Annotated in this window: 17 protein-coding genes; 4 read left to right on the top strand and 13 right to left on the bottom strand. The window is 74.3% G+C overall.

Translation table 11 applies throughout. The features are described from left to right. Positions 1–86 precede the first annotated feature (86 nt). The gene (locus ACGF07_RS15375) at positions 87–461 is read left to right on the top strand and encodes an RNA polymerase-binding protein RbpA (protein WP_153459849.1); all 375 of its coding nucleotides are present in this window, start codon (positions 87–89) and stop codon (positions 459–461) included. 244 nt (positions 462–705) lie between these two features. Here the strand turns inward: ACGF07_RS15375 and fxsA are convergent, their stop codons facing one another. From fxsA to ACGF07_RS15400, 5 genes are all read right to left on the bottom strand, one after another. Beyond that, entirely contained in the window at positions 706–1,284 is a 579-nt protein-coding gene (fxsA, locus tag ACGF07_RS15380) for an FxsA family membrane protein (protein WP_392898886.1), read from the bottom strand. Positions 1,285–1,339: 55 nt separating this feature from the next. Next, the gene (lnt, locus tag ACGF07_RS15385) at positions 1,340–2,989 is read right to left on the bottom strand and encodes an apolipoprotein N-acyltransferase (protein ID WP_392898888.1); all 1,650 of its coding nucleotides are present in this window, start codon (positions 2,987–2,989) and stop codon (positions 1,340–1,342) included. 201 nt (positions 2,990–3,190) lie between these two features. After that, a complete protein-coding gene (locus tag ACGF07_RS15390; RefSeq protein WP_392898891.1) occupies positions 3,191–3,649 on the bottom strand; it encodes a GNAT family N-acetyltransferase in 459 nt (152 codons plus the stop codon). Between the two features lie 76 nt (positions 3,650–3,725). Then, positions 3,726–5,336: an amidohydrolase gene (locus ACGF07_RS15395; protein ID WP_392898894.1), complete on the bottom strand. Its 1,611-nt coding sequence runs from the start codon at positions 5,334–5,336 to the stop codon at positions 3,726–3,728. A gap of 88 nt (positions 5,337–5,424) precedes the next feature. Further along, the gene (locus tag ACGF07_RS15400; protein ID WP_045694655.1) at positions 5,425–5,865 is read right to left on the bottom strand and encodes an Lrp/AsnC family transcriptional regulator; all 441 of its coding nucleotides are present in this window, start codon (positions 5,863–5,865) and stop codon (positions 5,425–5,427) included. 229 nt (positions 5,866–6,094) lie between these two features. Here ACGF07_RS15400 and ACGF07_RS15405 point away from each other — a divergent pair, with 229 nt between their 5' ends. Further along, complete coding sequence (locus ACGF07_RS15405; RefSeq protein WP_350738315.1) at positions 6,095–6,577, top strand: hypothetical protein; 483 nt, start codon at positions 6,095–6,097, stop codon at positions 6,575–6,577. Between the two features lie 99 nt (positions 6,578–6,676). Here ACGF07_RS15405 and ACGF07_RS15410 read toward each other — a convergent pair whose 3' ends face one another. Next, positions 6,677–7,840, bottom strand: coding sequence for an acyl-CoA dehydrogenase family protein (locus ACGF07_RS15410; protein ID WP_392898897.1), 1,164 nt, complete (start codon positions 7,838–7,840; stop codon positions 6,677–6,679). A 212-nt stretch (positions 7,841–8,052) separates the two neighbouring features. Here ACGF07_RS15410 and ACGF07_RS15415 point away from each other — a divergent pair, with 212 nt between their 5' ends. Further along, positions 8,053–8,709 (top strand): uridine kinase, encoded by a 657-nt coding sequence (locus tag ACGF07_RS15415; protein WP_392898900.1) that lies wholly within the window; start codon positions 8,053–8,055, stop codon positions 8,707–8,709. Positions 8,710–9,108: 399 nt separating this feature from the next. After that, positions 9,109–11,022 (top strand): AAA family ATPase, encoded by a 1,914-nt coding sequence (locus ACGF07_RS15420; protein ID WP_392898972.1) that lies wholly within the window; start codon positions 9,109–9,111, stop codon positions 11,020–11,022. Positions 11,023–11,119: 97 nt separating this feature from the next. Here the strand turns inward: ACGF07_RS15420 and ACGF07_RS15425 are convergent, their stop codons facing one another. The 7 genes from ACGF07_RS15425 to ribH all read right to left on the bottom strand — a co-directional run bounded on the left by ACGF07_RS15425 (position 11,120) and on the right by ribH (position 17,350). Then, the gene (locus tag ACGF07_RS15425; RefSeq protein WP_392898902.1) at positions 11,120–12,118 is read right to left on the bottom strand and encodes an NAD-dependent epimerase/dehydratase family protein; all 999 of its coding nucleotides are present in this window, start codon (positions 12,116–12,118) and stop codon (positions 11,120–11,122) included. Positions 12,119–12,284: 166 nt separating this feature from the next. Then, positions 12,285–13,343 (bottom strand): hemolysin family protein, encoded by a 1,059-nt coding sequence (locus tag ACGF07_RS15430; protein ID WP_350746781.1) that lies wholly within the window; start codon positions 13,341–13,343, stop codon positions 12,285–12,287. Next, positions 13,340–14,683, bottom strand: a complete 1,344-nt coding sequence (locus ACGF07_RS15435; RefSeq protein WP_350746784.1) for a hemolysin family protein — start codon at positions 14,681–14,683, stop codon at positions 13,340–13,342. Before ACGF07_RS15435 ends, ACGF07_RS15430 begins: the two co-directional genes overlap by 4 nt. A gap of 238 nt (positions 14,684–14,921) precedes the next feature. Then, entirely contained in the window at positions 14,922–15,362 is a 441-nt protein-coding gene (locus ACGF07_RS15440) for a PH domain-containing protein (RefSeq protein WP_350746786.1), read from the bottom strand. Positions 15,363–15,557: 195 nt separating this feature from the next. Then, positions 15,558–16,406, bottom strand: a complete 849-nt coding sequence (gene hisG / locus ACGF07_RS15445) for an ATP phosphoribosyltransferase (RefSeq protein ID WP_350746789.1) — start codon at positions 16,404–16,406, stop codon at positions 15,558–15,560. A gap of 96 nt (positions 16,407–16,502) precedes the next feature. Beyond that, complete coding sequence (locus tag ACGF07_RS15450; protein WP_097238956.1) at positions 16,503–16,775, bottom strand: phosphoribosyl-ATP diphosphatase; 273 nt, start codon at positions 16,773–16,775, stop codon at positions 16,503–16,505. Positions 16,776–16,876: 101 nt separating this feature from the next. Beyond that, a complete protein-coding gene (ribH, locus tag ACGF07_RS15455) occupies positions 16,877–17,350 on the bottom strand; it encodes a 6,7-dimethyl-8-ribityllumazine synthase (RefSeq protein WP_350746791.1) in 474 nt (157 codons plus the stop codon). Positions 17,351–17,383 lie beyond the last annotated feature (33 nt).

Raw genomic sequence — 17,383 nt, forward strand, 5'->3', positions numbered from 1 at the left:
ATCTTCGTCGGAAGCCGAGCGTTGACCGAACGACGAAGAACAGCGACCACTAGTCCTGTGGGCCATAAGCCCGGGAGGCACGATTCATGAGCGAGCGAGCTCTCCGCGGCACGCGACTCGGGGCCACTAGCTACGAGACCGACCGTGGTATCGATCTGGCTCCCCGCCAGACCGTCGAGTACGCATGTCAGAACGGACACCGTTTCGAGGTCCCCTTCTCGGTCGAGGCGGAGATCCCCCCGACGTGGGAATGCCGCTTCTGCGGCCAGGAGGCGGCCCTTCTCGACGGTGACGAGCCGGAGGAGAAGAAGGTCAAGCCCACGCGCACCCATTGGGACATGCTGATGGAGCGCCGGACGCGCGAGGAGCTGGAGGAGGTGCTGGCCGAACGGCTGGCCGTGCTCCGTTCCGGCGGGATGAACCTCGCGGTGCACCCGCGGGACACCCGCAAGAGCGCCTGACACACCTCGCTCCCGCCGCCGAGCGGGAGGACGCGAAAAGGGACCCTGGTCACCAGGGTCCCTTTCGCGTGGTCCGGACGTTTTCCCGTGGTCCCGGCGTCTTCCCGTGCTCCCGGCGTCTGTGCGTGGTCCGGGCGTCGTCCGGCACGGGTGGTTCGGCACCGGCGGCCACGGACGGCGGGCCCGCGGTCCGGGCGGCCACCGCCCGTGCGGGCCGCAGGCGCGGTCAGTCGGCTCGGCGCCGTCAGCCGGCGATCGGCGGCCGGTAGGTGGTGTCCGGGCCCTTCGGACCGCTCGGCCCGGCGTCCGGCTCGACCACCTCGCCCTGGATCACCTTGCCGTCCGGGCGGTGGATGCGCAGCTGCTCCTGCAACCGCATCGCGTCCGCGAACGGGGCGGCGCCGGCGACGGAGGCGCTGCGCAGGGCCTTGTCCGCGACGCGGCGGCCGACGGCCCGCCAGAGCGCCCGGGTGGGCGGGAACAGCAGGGTCAGGGCGACCAGGTCGGACAGGAAGCCGGGGACGATCAGCAGCAGGCCGGCGAGCACCGTCATGCTGGTGCCGGTCTGCGGCTGCTGGGACTGCGGGTTCCTGCTCTGTTCCACGGCCGCGGACAGCGCCTTCAGCCCGGCCCGCTTGATCAGCGAGCCGCCGACCAGCGCGCCGCCGACGAGCAGCAGCAGGACGGCGAAGCCGCCCAGCCACGAGCCCACCTGGACCAGCAGCCAGATCTCCAGCACCAGCCAGGCGGTGATCAGCAGCGGCAGCGCCCGGCGGAGCCTTCCGCGCGGGGCCGGACCGGTGGGGGTAGCTTGCTGGGTCACGGTACGAATCCACTCCAAGCGGTGCTCTGCGCGCCGCACGGGAGGTCCGGGCCGGCTACGGCACCACCTGGTCCAACGATTCCCCGGCGGCCGGTGTTCCGGCGGCGGCCCTCCGGCGGCGGCCGATCAGCACGGCGGCGCCGCAGGCCAGCAGGCCGCCGATCGCCAGCGTCCACTCCGGGGCGGCCCCCACCCGGTCGGCCACCGTGGTGCCGTCGCGCAGCGGGACGGTCGCGGACAGCTCGGCCGGGGTCAGCTCCCGGGTGCGCTGCTCGACCGTGCCGTCCGGGGCGATCACCGCGCTGATCCCGCTGGTGGCGGCGATCAGGACGGCCCGGCCGTGTTCGACCGCGCGCAGCCGGCTCATCGCCAGCTGCTGCTCGGGCTGGCCGGTCTCGGCGTAGGTCGCGTTGTTGGTCTGCACCACCAGCACGCGGGCGCCGCTGTCCACGGTGTCCCGGACGATCTCGTCGTAGGCCACCTCGAAGCAGATGACGTCGCCGATCCGCGCCGGGCCGAGCTGCATGACGCCGTTGTGGTCGCCGGGGTAGAAGTCCCGGGCGACCCGCTGGAGGCGGGTGACGACCTTCATCAGCTGAGCGCGGAAGGGCACGTACTCGCCGAAGGGGACGGGGTGCTGCTTGGTGTAGGAGGCTCCGGGGCCGGTCACCGGGTCCCAGACGATGCCCTCGTTCTGGACGTGCTGGGCGTCCGGGCCGTCCACCAGGGTGCCGACCAGGGTGGGCACGCCGACGGCCTCGACCGCCTCGTCGATGCGCTGGCGGGCCAGCGGGTCGGAGAACGGGTCCAGGTCGGAGGAGTTCTCCGGCCAGATCACCACGTCGGGGCGCGGGACCCGGCCGGCCCGGACGTCGGCGGCGAGGCGCTCGGTGGCCGAGGCGTGGTTGTTGAGGACCATCATCGGGCGGCCCAGGAAGTCCATGCCCGGGTTGGGCACGTTGCCCTGGACGATGGCGACCTTGACGGTGTCGTCCGCGGCGGTCGGCACCGGGACGACGTAACCGGCCAGCAGCGCCGCGACCGCGCCGAGGGCCGCCAGCGCGGCCGCCCGCGGCGCCCTGCCCGGCCCGCGCAGGCGCAGCACGGCCCAGGCGGACAGGGCACCGCAGAGGGCGACGGCGAAGGTCACCAGCGGCGCCCCGCCGAGCGCGGCGAGCGGGGTGAACGGGGTGGCGGTGTTGGCGAAGGCGAGCCTGCCCCAGGGGAAGCCGCCCAGCGGCAGGCGGTCCCGGGCCCACTCCTGGGTGACCCACAGGCAGGCCGCCCAGAGCGGCCACCCGGGCAGCCGGGAGGTGAGCGCCAGCGCCCCGCCGAGCAGGGCCAGGAACAGCGCCTCGACCACGGACAGGCCGACGGTGGCGTCCCAGCCGACCACCCGCAGCCAGCTGAGCAGCATCAGGAAGAACGGCAGGCCGAAGGCGAAGCCCGTCCACAGGCCCTGGCGGAAGGTGCGGCCGCGGGTGAGCAGCGACAGCGCAGCGACACCGAACAGGGACAGCGGCCAGAGGTCGTACGGCGGGAAGGCGAGCGCGAGCAGCAGGCCGGACGCCGCGGCGAGGCCGGTGCGGAGCAGGCCGGCGCGGACCTTGGCGAGGGCGCGGACGGCGCGCCCCGCCTCGCCGGGGGTGGGGGCCGGGTCCCGGGGCTCGGGAGAGGTCCCGGACCGCTCCTGGGTGACGGGCATGGCCACCGGCGCACCATCTTCCTGGGGCTTGCTGTTCGGACGCTGTCCGAAGAAGGTACCCCGGAACGTCAGGGTCGCGTGAGGTCAGGGTGGTAGGGCCCGCTCCGGCCTGGCCTGGCCTGGCCTGGCCTGGTCTGGGCCGGACCGACCGGCTCCGGCGAACGGCTCCGGCGGACGGCTCCGGCGGACGGTGCCCGCCGGTCAGCGTTCGGCGTAGCGGAGGCGGCCCAGCGGCCAGTGCTCGGCGAGCCAGCCGGAGACCGCCCGGTACAGCGGGGCGTCCAGGTCCGCGCGGTCGGCGCGGACCCAGGAGCTGACCGAGACCGCGGACGGGTCCTCGCGGTCCGGGTGGATGTAGACGCAGCCGATCACCTCGTCCCGGTCCGGCTCCAGGACGGTGTAGGTGAAGCCGGTGCGGGCCTCGAAGTCGGCCGCGTGGCGGCGCAGGTCGGCGAGGTTCTGCTCCAGGGACATCCCCTCGGCCGGCGGCCAGCCGCGGCCGGCCCAGCCGGGGGTGGCGCGGATGTGGTCGGCGCTGCTCGTCCAGGCGGCGTGGTCGGAGGCGTTGTGCTGCTCGCCCAGGGGCTCCAGGCGGAACCCCGGGGCGAGCAGTTCGCGGGGGACGGTGAAGTCGGCGGGCACCAGCGGATCGGTCGTCATGGCGGTCAACCTAGACGGTCCGCCGCCGCGCCCCATCCGGTCCGGCGACGCCTCCGGGCCCGGCGCCGCACCCGGTTCACCGCTGGTGCACGGTGCGGCCGCGGACCACCGTGCGCAGGCAGGTGGGCAGTTCGCGGCCCGGGGTGAGGTCGGGCAGGCCCGGGGTGCCGGAGCGCGGGTCCGTGGACCAGCCGGCCACCCGGGCGTCGGGGGCCTGGACGACGAGTTCCTCGGCGGCCCAGATCGCGTAGCTGGCGACCGCTCCGGGCACCAGCACCCCGTCCTGGTCGCGGCCGATCGCGCGCCAGCCGCCGCGGGTATGGGCGGTGAAGGCGGCACGGACGGAGATCCGGTGTTCCAGGGTCTGGTGGAAGGCCGCCGCCCGGACGGTGCCCCAGGGATCGAGCGGGGTGACCGGGGCGTCCGAGCCGAAGGCCAGCGGGACGCCGGCCCGCAGCAGGGCGGCGAACGGGTTGAGGGCCGCGGCCCGTTCGGCACCCAGGCGCTGCACGTACATGCCGTCCGGACCGCCCCAGGCGGCGTCGAAGGCGGGCTGGACGGAGGCGGTGAGGCCGAGCTCGGCGAAGGCCGCGACGGCCTTGTCGTCGAGGGCTTCGGCGTGCTCCACGCGGTGGCGCATGGCCCTGACGCGGTCGAGCCCGACCCGCTCGCCGGCCGCCCGGACGCCGTCCACGACGGCGGTCACGGCGGCGTCGCCGATGGCGTGGAAGCCGGCCTGCAGCCCGGCCGCGGTGCAGGCGGCGACGTGGTCGGCGACCTGCTCGGCGCTCAGGTAGGCGGTGCCGGTGTGACCGGCGTCCGCGTACGGGCCGTGCAGGCAGGCGGTGCGCGAGCCGAGCGCGCCGTCCACGAAGAGGTCGCCGCCGGCGCCCACCGCGCCGAGCCTGCGGGCCGTCTCGACGCCACCCAACTCGCCCCAGTAGCCGAACACTTCGGGGCCCTCGCGGTCGGCGGCCAGGGCCAGGAGGGCGGTCAGGTCGTCCTCGGAGGAGATCTCCGGTCCGGCGCACTCGTGCAGGGCGCCGATGCCGAGCTCGGCGGCGCGGGCGAGGGTGGCGCGCTGGGCGCGGCGGCGCTGCTCGGGGGTGAGGCGGGCGAGCGCGGTCCGCCGGACGGCGTGGTGGGCGTCCTTGGTGAGCGGACCGTCGGCGTCGAAGCCCGGCCGCTCGGCGAGACCCTCGGTGAGGGCGCGCAGCGCGGTGGTGGCGAGCGCGGAGTGCACGTCGGTGCGGGAGAGGTAGAGCGCGGCGCCGCGGGCGGCGGCGTCGAGTTCGGCGAGCGTGGGCGGGCGGCCCTCGGGCCACCCGCTCTCGTCCCAGCCGTGGCCGATGAGCACCCCGCCGGAGTCGGGCCGGGCCTCGACGAAGGCGGTGACGGCCGCCAGCGCGGCGGCCAGCGAGGGGCTGCCGGTGAGGTCCAGACCGGTGAGCGCCAGGCCGGTGGCGGTGGCGTGGACGTGGGCGTCCACGAAGGCGGGGGTGACCAGGGCGCCGTCCAGCTCGACGATCTCGTCGGCGGTGGCCGCGTACGCCTCGGCGGCACCGTCGCTGCCGACCCAGGCGATGTGCTCGCCCTCGACGAGCATCGCGGTGGCGAACGGGTCGGCGGGGCTGTAGACGGCGCCGCCGCGCAGCAGGACGGTCCGGAGGGTGGTGCTTTCGGTCATGCGGCTAAGTCTGCACCGTGCCTCCCGCCCTGCGGAGCCCGGGCCTTCCGCTCCGCGGAGCCGCCCCGCCGGGACACCGGTACGCCGGTCAGAGTTTGGGGGGCCGGGCCTCGTAGGGGGTGGAGAGCACGACGGTGGTGCGGGTGGAGACCCCGGCGGCGCTGCGGATGCGGGCGAGCAGGTCCTCCAGGTCGCCGGGCGCTCCGACCCGCACCTTGAGGATGTAGTTCTCGTCGCCGGCGACGCTGTGGCAGGCCTCGATCTCGGGCAGGCCGGCCAGCCGCTCCGGGGTGTCGTCCGGGGCGCTGGGGTCGAAGGGCTTGACCGAGATGAACGCGGTCAGCGCCAGGTCGACGGCGTCGGGGTCGATGATCGCGGTGTAGCCGCGGATCACCCCGCGCTGTTCGAGGCGGCGCACCCGCTGGTGCACCGCCGAGGTGGACAGGCCGGTGGCCTTGCCCAGGTCCGTGTAGCTCATCCGGCCGTCCTCGAGGAGCAGCTGGACGATGCGTTGGTCGAGATCCTCCACAGTGGGCCAACCTACCGGCTCCGGAGCACGAGGGGCGCACGCGGTGGCACGGACCGGGATTGCAGGTGACACGGAGGCAATTGCCGAGTGAATGTGGCAAGCGGTGTGGCCAAGGACACACCCGGTGCATCGTGGTGCGCAACACCGCAGGGTTATGAGCCCGAGTCCCAGGGAAATGCTGGTTGTGGCCCTGGACGACCATGCCGGGCCCGATCCTAGGGGGATCCTCATGCCTGCTACTGACCAGCGTGTGCTGGGCGCCGACGAGACCGACGATATGACCGGCCGCGAGGACCTCGCGGTCGACCACTCGCCGGGCAACGACCCCGGTGAGGCCGAGACCTGGGACATCTTCCGGGTCCACTGCCCCGAGTGCCGCCGTCCGATCGCCCTCGTGGCGGACGAGGAACGGCTTCCGCAGCACGCCCTGCTGCCCACCGCCTGGAACCCCTTCGCCCCCGCGATCTGCCCCGGCTCGGGCGCCCCGACCGACGATCTGGCGGAGGTCGAGAGCCCGGAGGACGCGCAGCCGACGGGCTTCGACGCGCTGTTCAAGCTGCCGAGCGGTCTCGACTGGCGCACCCAGCCGTTCTCGCACGCGCTGGTGCACCGCCCGGTGCGGGCCGCGACGGCCCCGGCCCAGGCCGCGCGGAGGACCGCCCCGGTGACGCCCGTCATCCCGGAGCAGCGCCGGCGGCTGGTGCGGCGCTGACCGCCGCCCGCCGCCGTTGAGCCGACGCTCCGCCAAGAACGCCTGCGGCCGTCACTCCGCACCCTGGAGTGACGGCCGCAGGCCGTAGGGGGAAGGCCGTCAGGCCTTGGTGAGGTGGCGGCCGATCACCAGCCGCTGGATCTGGTTGGTGCCCTCGACGATCTGCAGCACCTTGGCCTCGCGCATGTAGCGCTCGGCCGGGAAGTCCTGGGTGTAGCCGTAGCCGCCGAGCACCTGGACGGCGTCGGTGGTCACCCGCATCGCCGTGTCCGTGCAGAACAGCTTGGCCATCGCCGCCTCCTTGGAGAACGGCCGGCCCGCGTCCCGCAGCCGCGCGGCGGCCAGGTAGAGCGAGCGACCGGCCTCGATCTGGGTGGCCATGTCGGCGAGCATGAACGACAGGCCCTGGAAGTCGGCGATCGGGCGGCCGAACTGGCGCCGGGTGCGGGCGTAGTCCACCGCGAGGTCGAGGGCGGCCTGGGCGACGCCGATCGCGCAGGCGGCGATGCCGAGGCGGCCGGAGTCCAGTGCGGCGAGCGCGATCTGGAAGCCCTGGCCCTCCTCGCCGATCAGCCGGTCGCGGGAGACCCGGGCGCCGTCGAAGTGCAGCTGGGCGGTCGGCGAGGAGCGCATGCCCATCTTGTGCTCCGGCGGCGCGGCCGACAGGCCCGGCTGGGTGCCGGGGACGAGCAGGCAGCTGATGCCCTTCGGGCCCTCGGCGCCGGTGCGCACCAGCGTGCTGTAGAAGTCGGCCCGCCCGCCGTGGGTGATCCAGGCCTTGGTGCCGTTGACGACGTACTCGTCGCCGTCCAGGTCGGCGCGGGTGCGCAGGGCGGCCGCGTCCGAGCCGGACTGCGGCTCGGAGAGGCAGTAGGCACCGAGCTGGTCGCCGGAGAGCATGGCGGGCAGCCAGGCCGTGCGCTGCTCCTCGGTGCCGAAGGTGGCCAGGGCGTGGCAGGACAGGGTGTGCACGCTGACGCCGAGGCCGACGGCCAGCCAGCCCGCCGCGAGCTCCTCCAGCACCTGGAGGTACACCTCGTAGGGCTGATCGCCACCGCCGTACTTCTCGTCGTACGGGAGGGACAGCAGGCCGGCCTCGCCGAGGGTGCGGAAGACCTCCCGCGGGAAGCGCCCGGCGCCCTCGTCCTCCGCCGCGCGCGGCTGCAGCTCGCGCTGGACCAGGTCGCGGGTGAGGCTCAGCAGCTCCCGGGCCTCCTCGCTCGGCAGCTGGCGCTCCACGGCTTTCACGGGGGAGGGGGTCATGGCGGCGGTCGCCTCCTCGATCGGGCGACGGACCGAGCTGTCGGCTGGTCCGGCGCGGGGTGTGGCAGGTCGGCCCGACCGGCACCGGGTTGCGGTGAACGGCCGTTCACAGGCGTGGCGAAGGCGAGTATGCCGGAAACCCGGGCCGCCGTCACGACCTGCACTGATCAACTGTCCGCAGTGGTGGGCTACGGCACCGTAGGGTTGCCGTTGTGGCTGTTTCCGGAACCCTCCCCGCCTTCTCCCCGCCCGCGACCGGCGACCCGCTGACGACGCTCGCCGCCGAGCTGCGGGCGCTGCCGCCGTCCTGCGGGCCGGTGCGGCTGGTCGCGGTGGACGGCCACGCGGGCTCCGGCAAGACGACCTTCGCCAGGCGGCTGGCGGCGGCGCTCGGCGGGGCGCCGGTGGTCCACCTGGACGACCTGGCCACCCACACCGAGTTCTTCGCGTGGACCGGGCGACTGCGCGAGCAGGTGCTGGAGCCGCTGGCGGCCAGCCGGGACGCCGAGTACCGGGTGTACGACTGGACGCTGCGCCGTTTCGCGACCACCGCCGTGGTGCCGACCGCTCCGGTGGTGCTGGTGGAGGGGGTGGGTGCGGGGCGCCGGGAGGTGCGCCCGTTCCTGGCCCGGCTGATCTGGATGGAGCTGGACGCCGCGGCCGCCCGGCGGCGCGGCGAGGAACGGGACGGTCCGGAACTGGCCGGGTTCTGGGCGGGCTGGGCCCGGGCGGAGGCGGCGCACTTCGCCGCCGACCCGAGCCGGCCCCACGCCGCCACACGCGTGGACGGGGTGACCGGGCGGATCCTGCCGGGCACCGTCGGTGAATCTTCAACCAAGTCCTTGACCTGCGACATCACTGGGATTTAGGTTTGCCTCAGCCGCCGGGACCGAGCGTTCCGGCCGCCTCGGACCCGGCGTCCCCGGCTTGTTCCCCCGTGAGCCGGGGGCGTCGTCCGGTCCCCTCCCCCATCTGCGCCCCGGCGCCCGCGCCGCCCGCTCGTTTCAGCCATTCCGCTGCCCAACGACCGCGCGTGCGATCCCATTTGAGCCCGTACGGCACCCTTCCGGATCAGCTCCGCGCCGGTACGATTCCTGGCAGGCGCATAGGCGCCCCGGGGGCTTCCGACCACGGCCCGGCGATGCTCAGGCGAACCGACGACCGAGCCCCGGGCCACACCGCGGGGGGCGTGAGTGACGACGGTGGACAGTTCCGACAGCACGGCGGGCGACCCGGACCGGCTCGCCGACCGCGCCTGGCTGCGCGCCATGGACGCCTACGCGGCCGGCGCCTACGCCCGCGCGGAGGAGGAGTTCCGGGCCGCCGTGCGGCTCGACCCGGGCATGGCCGACGCCTGGCTCGGCCTTCACGCGCTGCGCAGCGACACCTCCGCCGCGCTGCTCGCCATGTACCGCCACCAGAAGCGCTTCGGCGAGCAGCGGCGGCTGCACCGGCGCCCGCTCAGTTCCTGGTACTGGCTGGGCTGGTGGGTGCAGCCCGTCCTGGAGGACGCCCGCGACCTCGCACTGGCGCACGCCTCGCACTGGCTGGACGGCCGCCACCTCGCCGAACTGGACCGGGCGTTGGAGCAGTGCCCGGCGCCGAGCGAGGACCCGTCAGCCCAGTTCCTGTACGCCTGCCGGTCCTATCTGCTCAAGGACTGGGAGCAGTTGATCCGCGACACCGACCGCCTGCTGGACGACCCGCTGCTGGGCATCGAGGCCGGGCTGTTCGCCGGGATGGCGCGGGTGCGGCTCGACATGTGCGCCCAGGCGCAGGCACCGCTGGCCGCCTCGCTGGCGCGCTGCCGGTCCGAGCAGCCGCAGCGCAAGGAACTGCGCTACTGGCTGGCCCGGGCGTACGAGGGTGCCGGACGCAGCGCGGCGGCCCTGCCGCTGTACCGGGCGGTGCACCGGGCGGATCCGGCCTTCATGGACACCGCCGCCCGGCTGGCGGCGATCTCGGCGGAGGACGCGCTCGCCGACGGGCTGCTGGCGGGTGGGCGCCCGGGCAGGGCGGAACCGGCCGGGCCGGGCGGCGAGGCGGGCTTCCAGGACGAGCTCGGGTACGCGGAAGGACCGCTCTACGGCGAGGAGTTCGGGCCCGGTACGACCGAGCCGGGGGGCGGCCTGGTGGACGCGGGCCCGGCGGACGAGGCCACCGGCCTCGCCCCGGCCGGGCCGGCCGGGGACGGCGTGCCGCGGGCGGCCGGGGAGCGGTCCGGCTCGGGAGCCCCGGGCTGCCCGACCCCTCCCGCGCCGCCGCCGGTCCGCGGCCAGGCGCAGCCCCGGCTCGCGCCCTCCCCCGCCGCCAGGGCGGGGGGCGACGACCGGGAGCTGGACGCGGCCCTGGCCGAACTCTCGCTGATGGTGGGCCTGGAGCCGGTCAAGCGCCAGGTGCGCGCCCTGTCGGCACAACTGCGGATGAGCCGGCTGCGGGCCGAGCAGGGCCTGCCGGTCCAGCCGCCGAAGCGGCACTTCGTCTTCTCCGGCCCGTCCGGCACCGGAAAGACCACCGTGGCCCGGATCCTCGGCCGGGTCTTCCACGCCCTCGGCCTGCTCTCCGGCGACCACCTGGTGGAGGCCCAGAGAGCGGACCTGGTCGGCGAGTTCCTCGGCCAGACGGCCGTCAAGGCGAACGACCTGATCGACTCCGCCCTGGACGGCGTGCTGTTCATCGACGAGGCGTACAGCCTCTCCAACTCGGGCTACACCAAGGGCGACGCGTACGGCGACGAGGCACTGCAGGTGCTGCTGAAGCGGGCCGAGGACAACCGGGACCGGCTGGTGGTGATCCTGGCCGGCTACCCGGAGGGGATGAACCGGCTGCTCGCCACCAACCCCGGCCTCAACTCCCGCTTCACCACCCGGGTCGACTTCCCCAGCTACCGTCCCAACGAGCTGACCGCCATCGGCGCGGCACTGGCCGGCCGGGACGGCGACGGCTGGGACGAGGACGCGGCCGAGGAACTGGCCAGCATCTGCACCCACGTGGTGCGCGAGGGCTGGATCGACGAGCTGGGCAACGGCCGGTTCATCCGCACCCTGTACGAGAAGTCCTGCGCCTACCGCGACCTCCGGCTGTCGCAGCTGCGCGAGCCACCGGGCCGGGAGGACCTGGCGACGCTGCGGCTGCCGGACCTGGTGCAGGCGTACGGGGAGTTGATCGACGGCCGGGGCTAGGACGCGGGCCCTGGCCGGGTCGCGGCCGGGCGGGCGCTCTTGGGGCTGGAGTGTCGCGGGAGCTGAGGCGTCGCCGGGGCCGGAGTGTCGCCGAGGGCTACCGCGGGTCCGGCTCCCGGAGCAGATCCGCCTCGCGTGCCGGGTCGAGCCCGACGGCCGGCCGGTCGGCGCGCTGCGGGGCGACGCCCCCGATCGACCGCAGCCACGCCCAGGTGGACTCGACCGTCTCGGCGACCGGGCGGCAGCGCAGTCCGGCGTCCACCGCCCGGGCGACCGAGGCGCCGTGCACGAAGTCGCGCAGCTCGCCGGGCGCCAGCCAGATCGGCAGCTCGGTCCACGGCTCGATGCCCGCCGCGAGGATCCGCTCCGGGTCGGTCCAGCGCAGCTCGGCGTCCGAACCGGTGGCCCGCACGCAGGCCGTCAGCAGCTCGCCCATGGTGGTGTGGCCGGCCGGGCTGACCACGTTGTACGGGCCCCCCAGCCCGGCCGCCACCGCGTCCAGGGTCCAGACCGCGAGGTCGCGCACGTCGATGTACTGCACCGCGGTGTCACGCGGGCCGGGGGCGAGCACCGGGCCGCCGCGGGCGATCCGGTTCAGCCACCAGGGCAGCCGGCCGATGTCCTCGTACGGGCCGAGGATCAGCCCGGCCCTGACCAGCAGCGCGCGGCCGCCGTACTCGGCTTCCAGCGCCAGTTCGGCGCCGCGCTTGGCCTCGGCGTAGGGCACCTCGCCGGTCAGGTCCGGGGAGGAGGCGACGACCGGCGCCGTCTCGTCCGCTCCGGCGCGCAGCGGGGCGTCGTACACCGACCGGCTGGAGACGTACGCGTAGTGGCCGACCCTGCCGTTCAGCGCCCGGGCGCTGTCGCGCACCGCCGCCGGCGCCCAGGACCAGGTGTCCACCACGGCGTCCCACTCCCCCGCCGCGAGCGCCGCGAGGCCGTCCTCGGCCGTACGGTCGCCCACCAGCAGCCGCACGCCCTCGGGCGCCGGCCGGGTGCCGCGGTTGAGGGCCGTCACCTCCCAGCCCCTGGCCACGGCCTCCTCGGCGACGGCGCGCCCGACGAACTTCGTTCCACCCAGCAGCAGGAGTCTCATGCCGGCCACCCTGCTCCGAGAGTGGCCGGCTTGGGAAGCGCCGCATGCTGTGGGCAGAATCGCCACGAGCGGACACGCCCTCGGCAGCCCGCGGGGACCGCCGCCCGGCGCTGCGACCGCGGAGGCCGCCGCCCGGGGCGGGGACTGCCGGGGACGCCGGTGACCGCTACGGGGACGGCCGGCCGGCGGCGCGGTGGTCGGGGTCGTGCATCTCGCCGACCAGTTCCTCCAGCACGTCCTCCAGCATGACCGCGCCGATCGTCCGGCCGTCCTGGTCCAGCACGGCGGCCAGGTGGCAGGCCGCCCGGCGCATCGCGCCGAGGGCGTCGTCCAGCGGGAGGGTGCCGCGCAGCACCGTGATCGGCCGCCACAGGCGGGCCGGGACGGGCGCCGAGGAGTCCTCCACGTCGAGGATGTCCTTCAGGTGGAGGTAGCCGAGGTAGCCGTGGCCGGCCGGGTCGCCGTCGGTGACCGGGAAGCGCGAGAAGCCGGTGCGCAGGGCCAGTTCCTCGATCTCGGCGGCGGTCACCTTGGTGTCCACGGTGACCAGTTCCTCGGGCCGCAGCAGCACGTCGGTGACCGGGCGCCGGCCCATCTCCAGGGCGTCCTCCAGCCGCTCCTGGCGGTCCTCGTCGAGCAGTCCGGCGTCCCGGGAGTCGACCAGCAGGTACATCAGCTGCTCGGTGGTGAAGACCGACTCGACCTCGTCCTTCGGCTCGACCCGGAAGAGCCTGAGCACCCCGTTGGCGAAGGCGTTCAGCAGCCGGATCACCGGGGTGAGCCAGCGGGCCAGCCGGTCCAGCGGCGGGCCCAGCCACAGCGCGGCCTTCTCCGGGCCCGCCATGGCCATGTTCTTGGGCACCATCTCGCCCATCACCATGTGCAGGAAGACCACCAGCGCCAGCGAGATCCCGTACGAGAGCGGGTGCATCAGGCCGGACGGGACGCCGATCGCGTGGAACGGGCCCTCCAGCAGCGCGGCGATCGTCGGCTCGGCGAGCGCACCGAGGCCCAGCGAGCAGACGGTGATGCCGAGCTGGGCCGCGGCCAGCATCGCGGAGACGTTGGACAGCGCGTGCAGCACGGTGCGGGCGCGCTTGTGCCCGGCCTCGGCCAGCGGCTCGATCTGGCTGCGGCGCACCGACACCACGGCGAACTCCGCACCGACGAAGAACGCGTTGCCGAGCAGCAGCAGGAGCGCGAGGGCCAGTTGGAGCACGGTCATCGGAGGCCCTCCTCGTCCTCGCCGAACAGCGCGGGCGCGGAGGTGCGCTCCACCCGGACCTGGCTGGTGCGGTGCCGGTCGACACCGGTCACGGTGAACCGCCAGCCGGGCAGCTCGGCCTGCTCGCCCACCTCGGGGAGCTTGCCGAGCAGGTCGGCCACCAGGCCGGCGAGGGTCTCGTACGGACCGTCCGGCGCGCTCAGGCCGATGGCCTCCAGCTGGTCGATCCGGGCGCGGCCGTCCGCCTCCCAGGCGGGCAGGCCATCGGCGGACGGCAGCGGGACCAGCTCCGGGCGGTCGGCCGGGTCGTGCTCGTCCTGCACCTCGCCGACGATCTCCTCGACGATGTCCTCCACGGTGACGACGCCGGCGGTGCCGCCGTACTCGTCGACCACGATGGCCATCGGCTGGAGGCGGCGCAGTCGGTCGAGCAGCCGCTCGGCGGGCAGGGTCTCGGGCACCAGCAGTGGCGCCGAGGCCAGCTCGCCGACCGGCACCTGGGCGCGTCGGACGGCCGGGACGGCCAGCGCGTCCTTGAGCGTCACGATGCCGGTGACCTCGTCCAGGCTGTCGGCGTACACCGGGAAGCGGGACAGGCCGGTGGCCCGGGTCAGGTTGATGACGTCGGAGGCGGTGGCGTCGCGCTGCAGGGCGGAGACGTCCACGCGCGGGGTCATCACCGACTGCGCGGTCAGCTCGCCGAGGCCCAGGGTGCGGACGAACAGGGTCGCCGACTCCTCGTCTATCGCGCCGGCCTTCGCCGAGTGGCGGGCCAGCGAGACCAGTTCGGCCGGGGTGCGGGCGTGCTCCAGCTCCTCCTGCGGCTCGACGCCGAAGGCCCGGACGGTCCGGTCGGCGGCGCCGTTCAGGAAGCGGATCAGCGGGCGGCAGGCGAAGGAGAACGCCATGTGCGGCGCGGCGACCGCACGGGCCACCTGGAGCGGGCGGGAGATCGCCCAGTTCTTCGGCACCAGCTCGCCGATCACCATCTGGACGACGGTGGCCAGCACCATGCCGACCACGACGGCGGCGCCGCGCGCGGCCGAGTCGGGCACGCCGATGCCCGACATCACGGGCCGCAGCAGGGTCGAAAGGGCCGGCTCGGCGAGCATGCCGACCACCAGCGAGGTGACGGTGATGCCCAGTTGGGCACCGGAGAGCTCGAAGGAGAGGTGCCGCAGGGCCCTGGAGACCCGGCCGGACTTGGCGTCGCCGGCCTCGGCGGACCGTTCCACCGCGCCGCGGTCGGCGGTCACGAAGGCGAACTCGGCGGCCACGAAGAGGCCGTTGGCGAGGATCAGGAGGAGGGCTGCGCCCAACAGCAGCCAGGCGGTGATCACAGTGCCGCCTGCCTTCCGGGGGTCGGAAGCGAGGCGGCGCAGGTACTACCGGACGGATCGTCCATCGAGGGGGAGAGTCACTCCTCAGGTCGGCTCGAGTCGGGTCGGCTCGAGTCAGGTCGGTCTCGTTCTCAGGCGGGGTGGGAGTCTTTGCCCCGCTTTTACCAGCGTAGACCATAGCGGGGCGGCGGTAGGAAGCGTGTTCGGGCACGCACCGCCCGGGCGGTCGGGCGGCCGCTCAGACCTGGGCGTGCCGCTCGACCAGGTCGCGCAGCGCGCGGGCGTCCGCGATGGCCTGCGCCCTGCCGACCCCGGACTGGATGCCGACCGCCGCGAGGGAGGTGCCGTCGGCAAGGTCGAGGGTGGCCCACGGGTCGCCCTGGCGGAAGTTGACCCGGACGATCTCCGCCCAGGCGAGCCGGCGGCTGCGGACGAAGTTGACCACCGTCACGCCCTCGGCGTCCGCGCGCACCCGCGGGCGGGCCAGCATCAGGCCCGCACAGGCGAAGAACACACCGCTGGCGACCATCATGATCCGGTCGTTGAGCTGCCAGTTCGCCGGGAGCAGGACGGCCAGCACGGCGAACAGCGCCACCAGCGCGACGCAGACCGGCAGCAGGACCGCGCGGGTGCGGCGGGGCGCCCAGGTGACGGGGAACTCGACGGACGGCGTGGACACGTGGATCTCCGGTGGTTCTGGCGGCGGCGCGGCTGCTGGGGCCGACGGCGCGCGGGCTGCTACGACGAAGGGGCGGGCCGGCTACGGCGGAGGGCGGGACGCCGGTCGGCGTCCCGCCCCATTGAACCGTCCTTTACCCGCGAACCGACGGACCGGTGGCCCGGGTCGTCCTCGCGGACGTCCCGGGCGAGGTGGTCAGAGGCGGCAGGCGTGGATGTTGGTGACCAGGATGGCGCGGGCGCCGATGCCCCAGAGGTCGTCCATGATCTGCTGGGCCTCCTTGCGGAGCACCATCGAACGGACGGCCACCCAGCCCTCGGTGTGCAGCGGGGAGACCGTCGGCGACTCCAGGCCGGGGGTGAGCGCCACGGCGGCGCCGACCTTCTCGGCGCGGATGTCGTAGTCCATCAGCACGTAGCGCCGGGCCACCAGGACGCCCTGGAGGCGGCGCAGGAACTGCTCCACCCGCGGGTCCTCGCCCGCGCCCTTGGGGCGGATCACCACGGCGTCCGAGACCAGGATCGGCTCGCCGAAGACCTCCAGGCCCGCGTTGCGCAAGCTGGTTCCGGTCTCCACCACGTCGGCGATCACGTCGGCGACACCCAGCTGCACCGCGGTCTCGACGGCGCCGTCCAGCTTGGTGACCGTCGCCTTCACGCCGTGGTCGGCCAGGTGCTGCTCGACCAGGCCGGTGTAGGAGGTCGCGATCCGCAGGCCCTCCAGGCCCTTCACGTCCTCGACGTCGACGCCCTCGGGGCGGGCGAAGCGGAAGGTCGACCCGGCGAAGCCGAGGGCGAGCACCTCCTCCGCGTTGGAGTGCGAGTCCAGCAGCAGGTCACGGCCGGTGATGCCGACGTCGAGGCGACCGGAGCCGACGTAGACGGCGATGTCGCGGGGGCGCAGGAAGAAGAACTCGACCTCGTTGTTCGGGTCGACGAGCACGAGCTCCTTGGGGTCCTTCCGCTGGCGGTAGCCGGCCTCATGCAGCATCTCCGCCGCGGGACCCGAGAGAGAACCCTTGTTGGGGACGGCGATGCGCAGCATGGGAGGTTGCTTCCTTACCTGTCGGGAGGGGGTGCCGGGGCGGCGTCTGCCGGCGCCGGAGGTGTGCTCTGGAGCAGAAGGGGGATGCGGGGGGCGTCAGAGGTACTTGTAGACGTCGTCGAGCGTCAGCCCACGGGCGATCATCATCACCTGAAGGTGGTAGAGGAGCTGCGAGATCTCCTCCGCCGTCTGCTCGTCCGACTGGAACTCGGCGGCCATCCAGACCTCGGCGGCCTCCTCGACGACCTTCTTGCCGATCGCATGGACGCCCTGCTGGACGAGCTGTGCGGTGCGGGAGGACGAGGGGTCGCCGGTGGCGGCCTTCTGCTGGAGCTCGGCGAAGAGCTCCTCGAATGTCTTCGAAGCCATGATGGGCCCACCATACGGCGTGCGGGCGCACGGACGGTAAACGGTCCCGGACCGTGGACGGTCGGGTGGACGTCCGCGGTCCGGGGCCGTACCTGGCCTGGTCAGCGCGCGGCGCGCAGCACCGCGGCGGTGGCGACGGCGGCGGTGACGGCCTCGTGGCCCTTGTCCTCGGCGGAGCCCGGCAGGCCGGCCCGGTCCACCGCCTGCTCCTCGTTGTCGCAGGTCAGCACGCCGAAGCCGACCGGAACGCCGGTGTCGACGCTGACCTGGGTGAGGCCGACGGTGGCCGCCTGGCAGACGTAGTCGAAGTGCGGGGTGCCGCCGCGGATCACCACGCCGAGGGCGACCACGGCGTCGTAGCCGCGCTCGGCGAGGCGCTTGGCGGCGACCGGCAGCTCGAAGGTGCCCGGGACGCGCAGCACGGTCGGCTCGGAGACGCCCAGTTCCTTCAGGGCGCGGTGGGCGCCGTCGAGGAGGCCGTTCATCACCTTGTCGTGCCACTGGGCCGCGACGACGGCGACCTTGAGGTCGGCGGCGCCGTCGATGGTCAGCTCGGGGGCTCCGTGGCCGCTCATGTCGTTACTTCCATTCCTCGGTGTGCTGGGTCT

The sequence above is a fragment of the Kitasatospora sp. NPDC048194 genome (assembly GCF_043202455.1).
In the GTDB taxonomy this organism is placed as follows: Bacteria; Actinomycetota; Actinomycetes; order Streptomycetales; family Streptomycetaceae; genus Kitasatospora.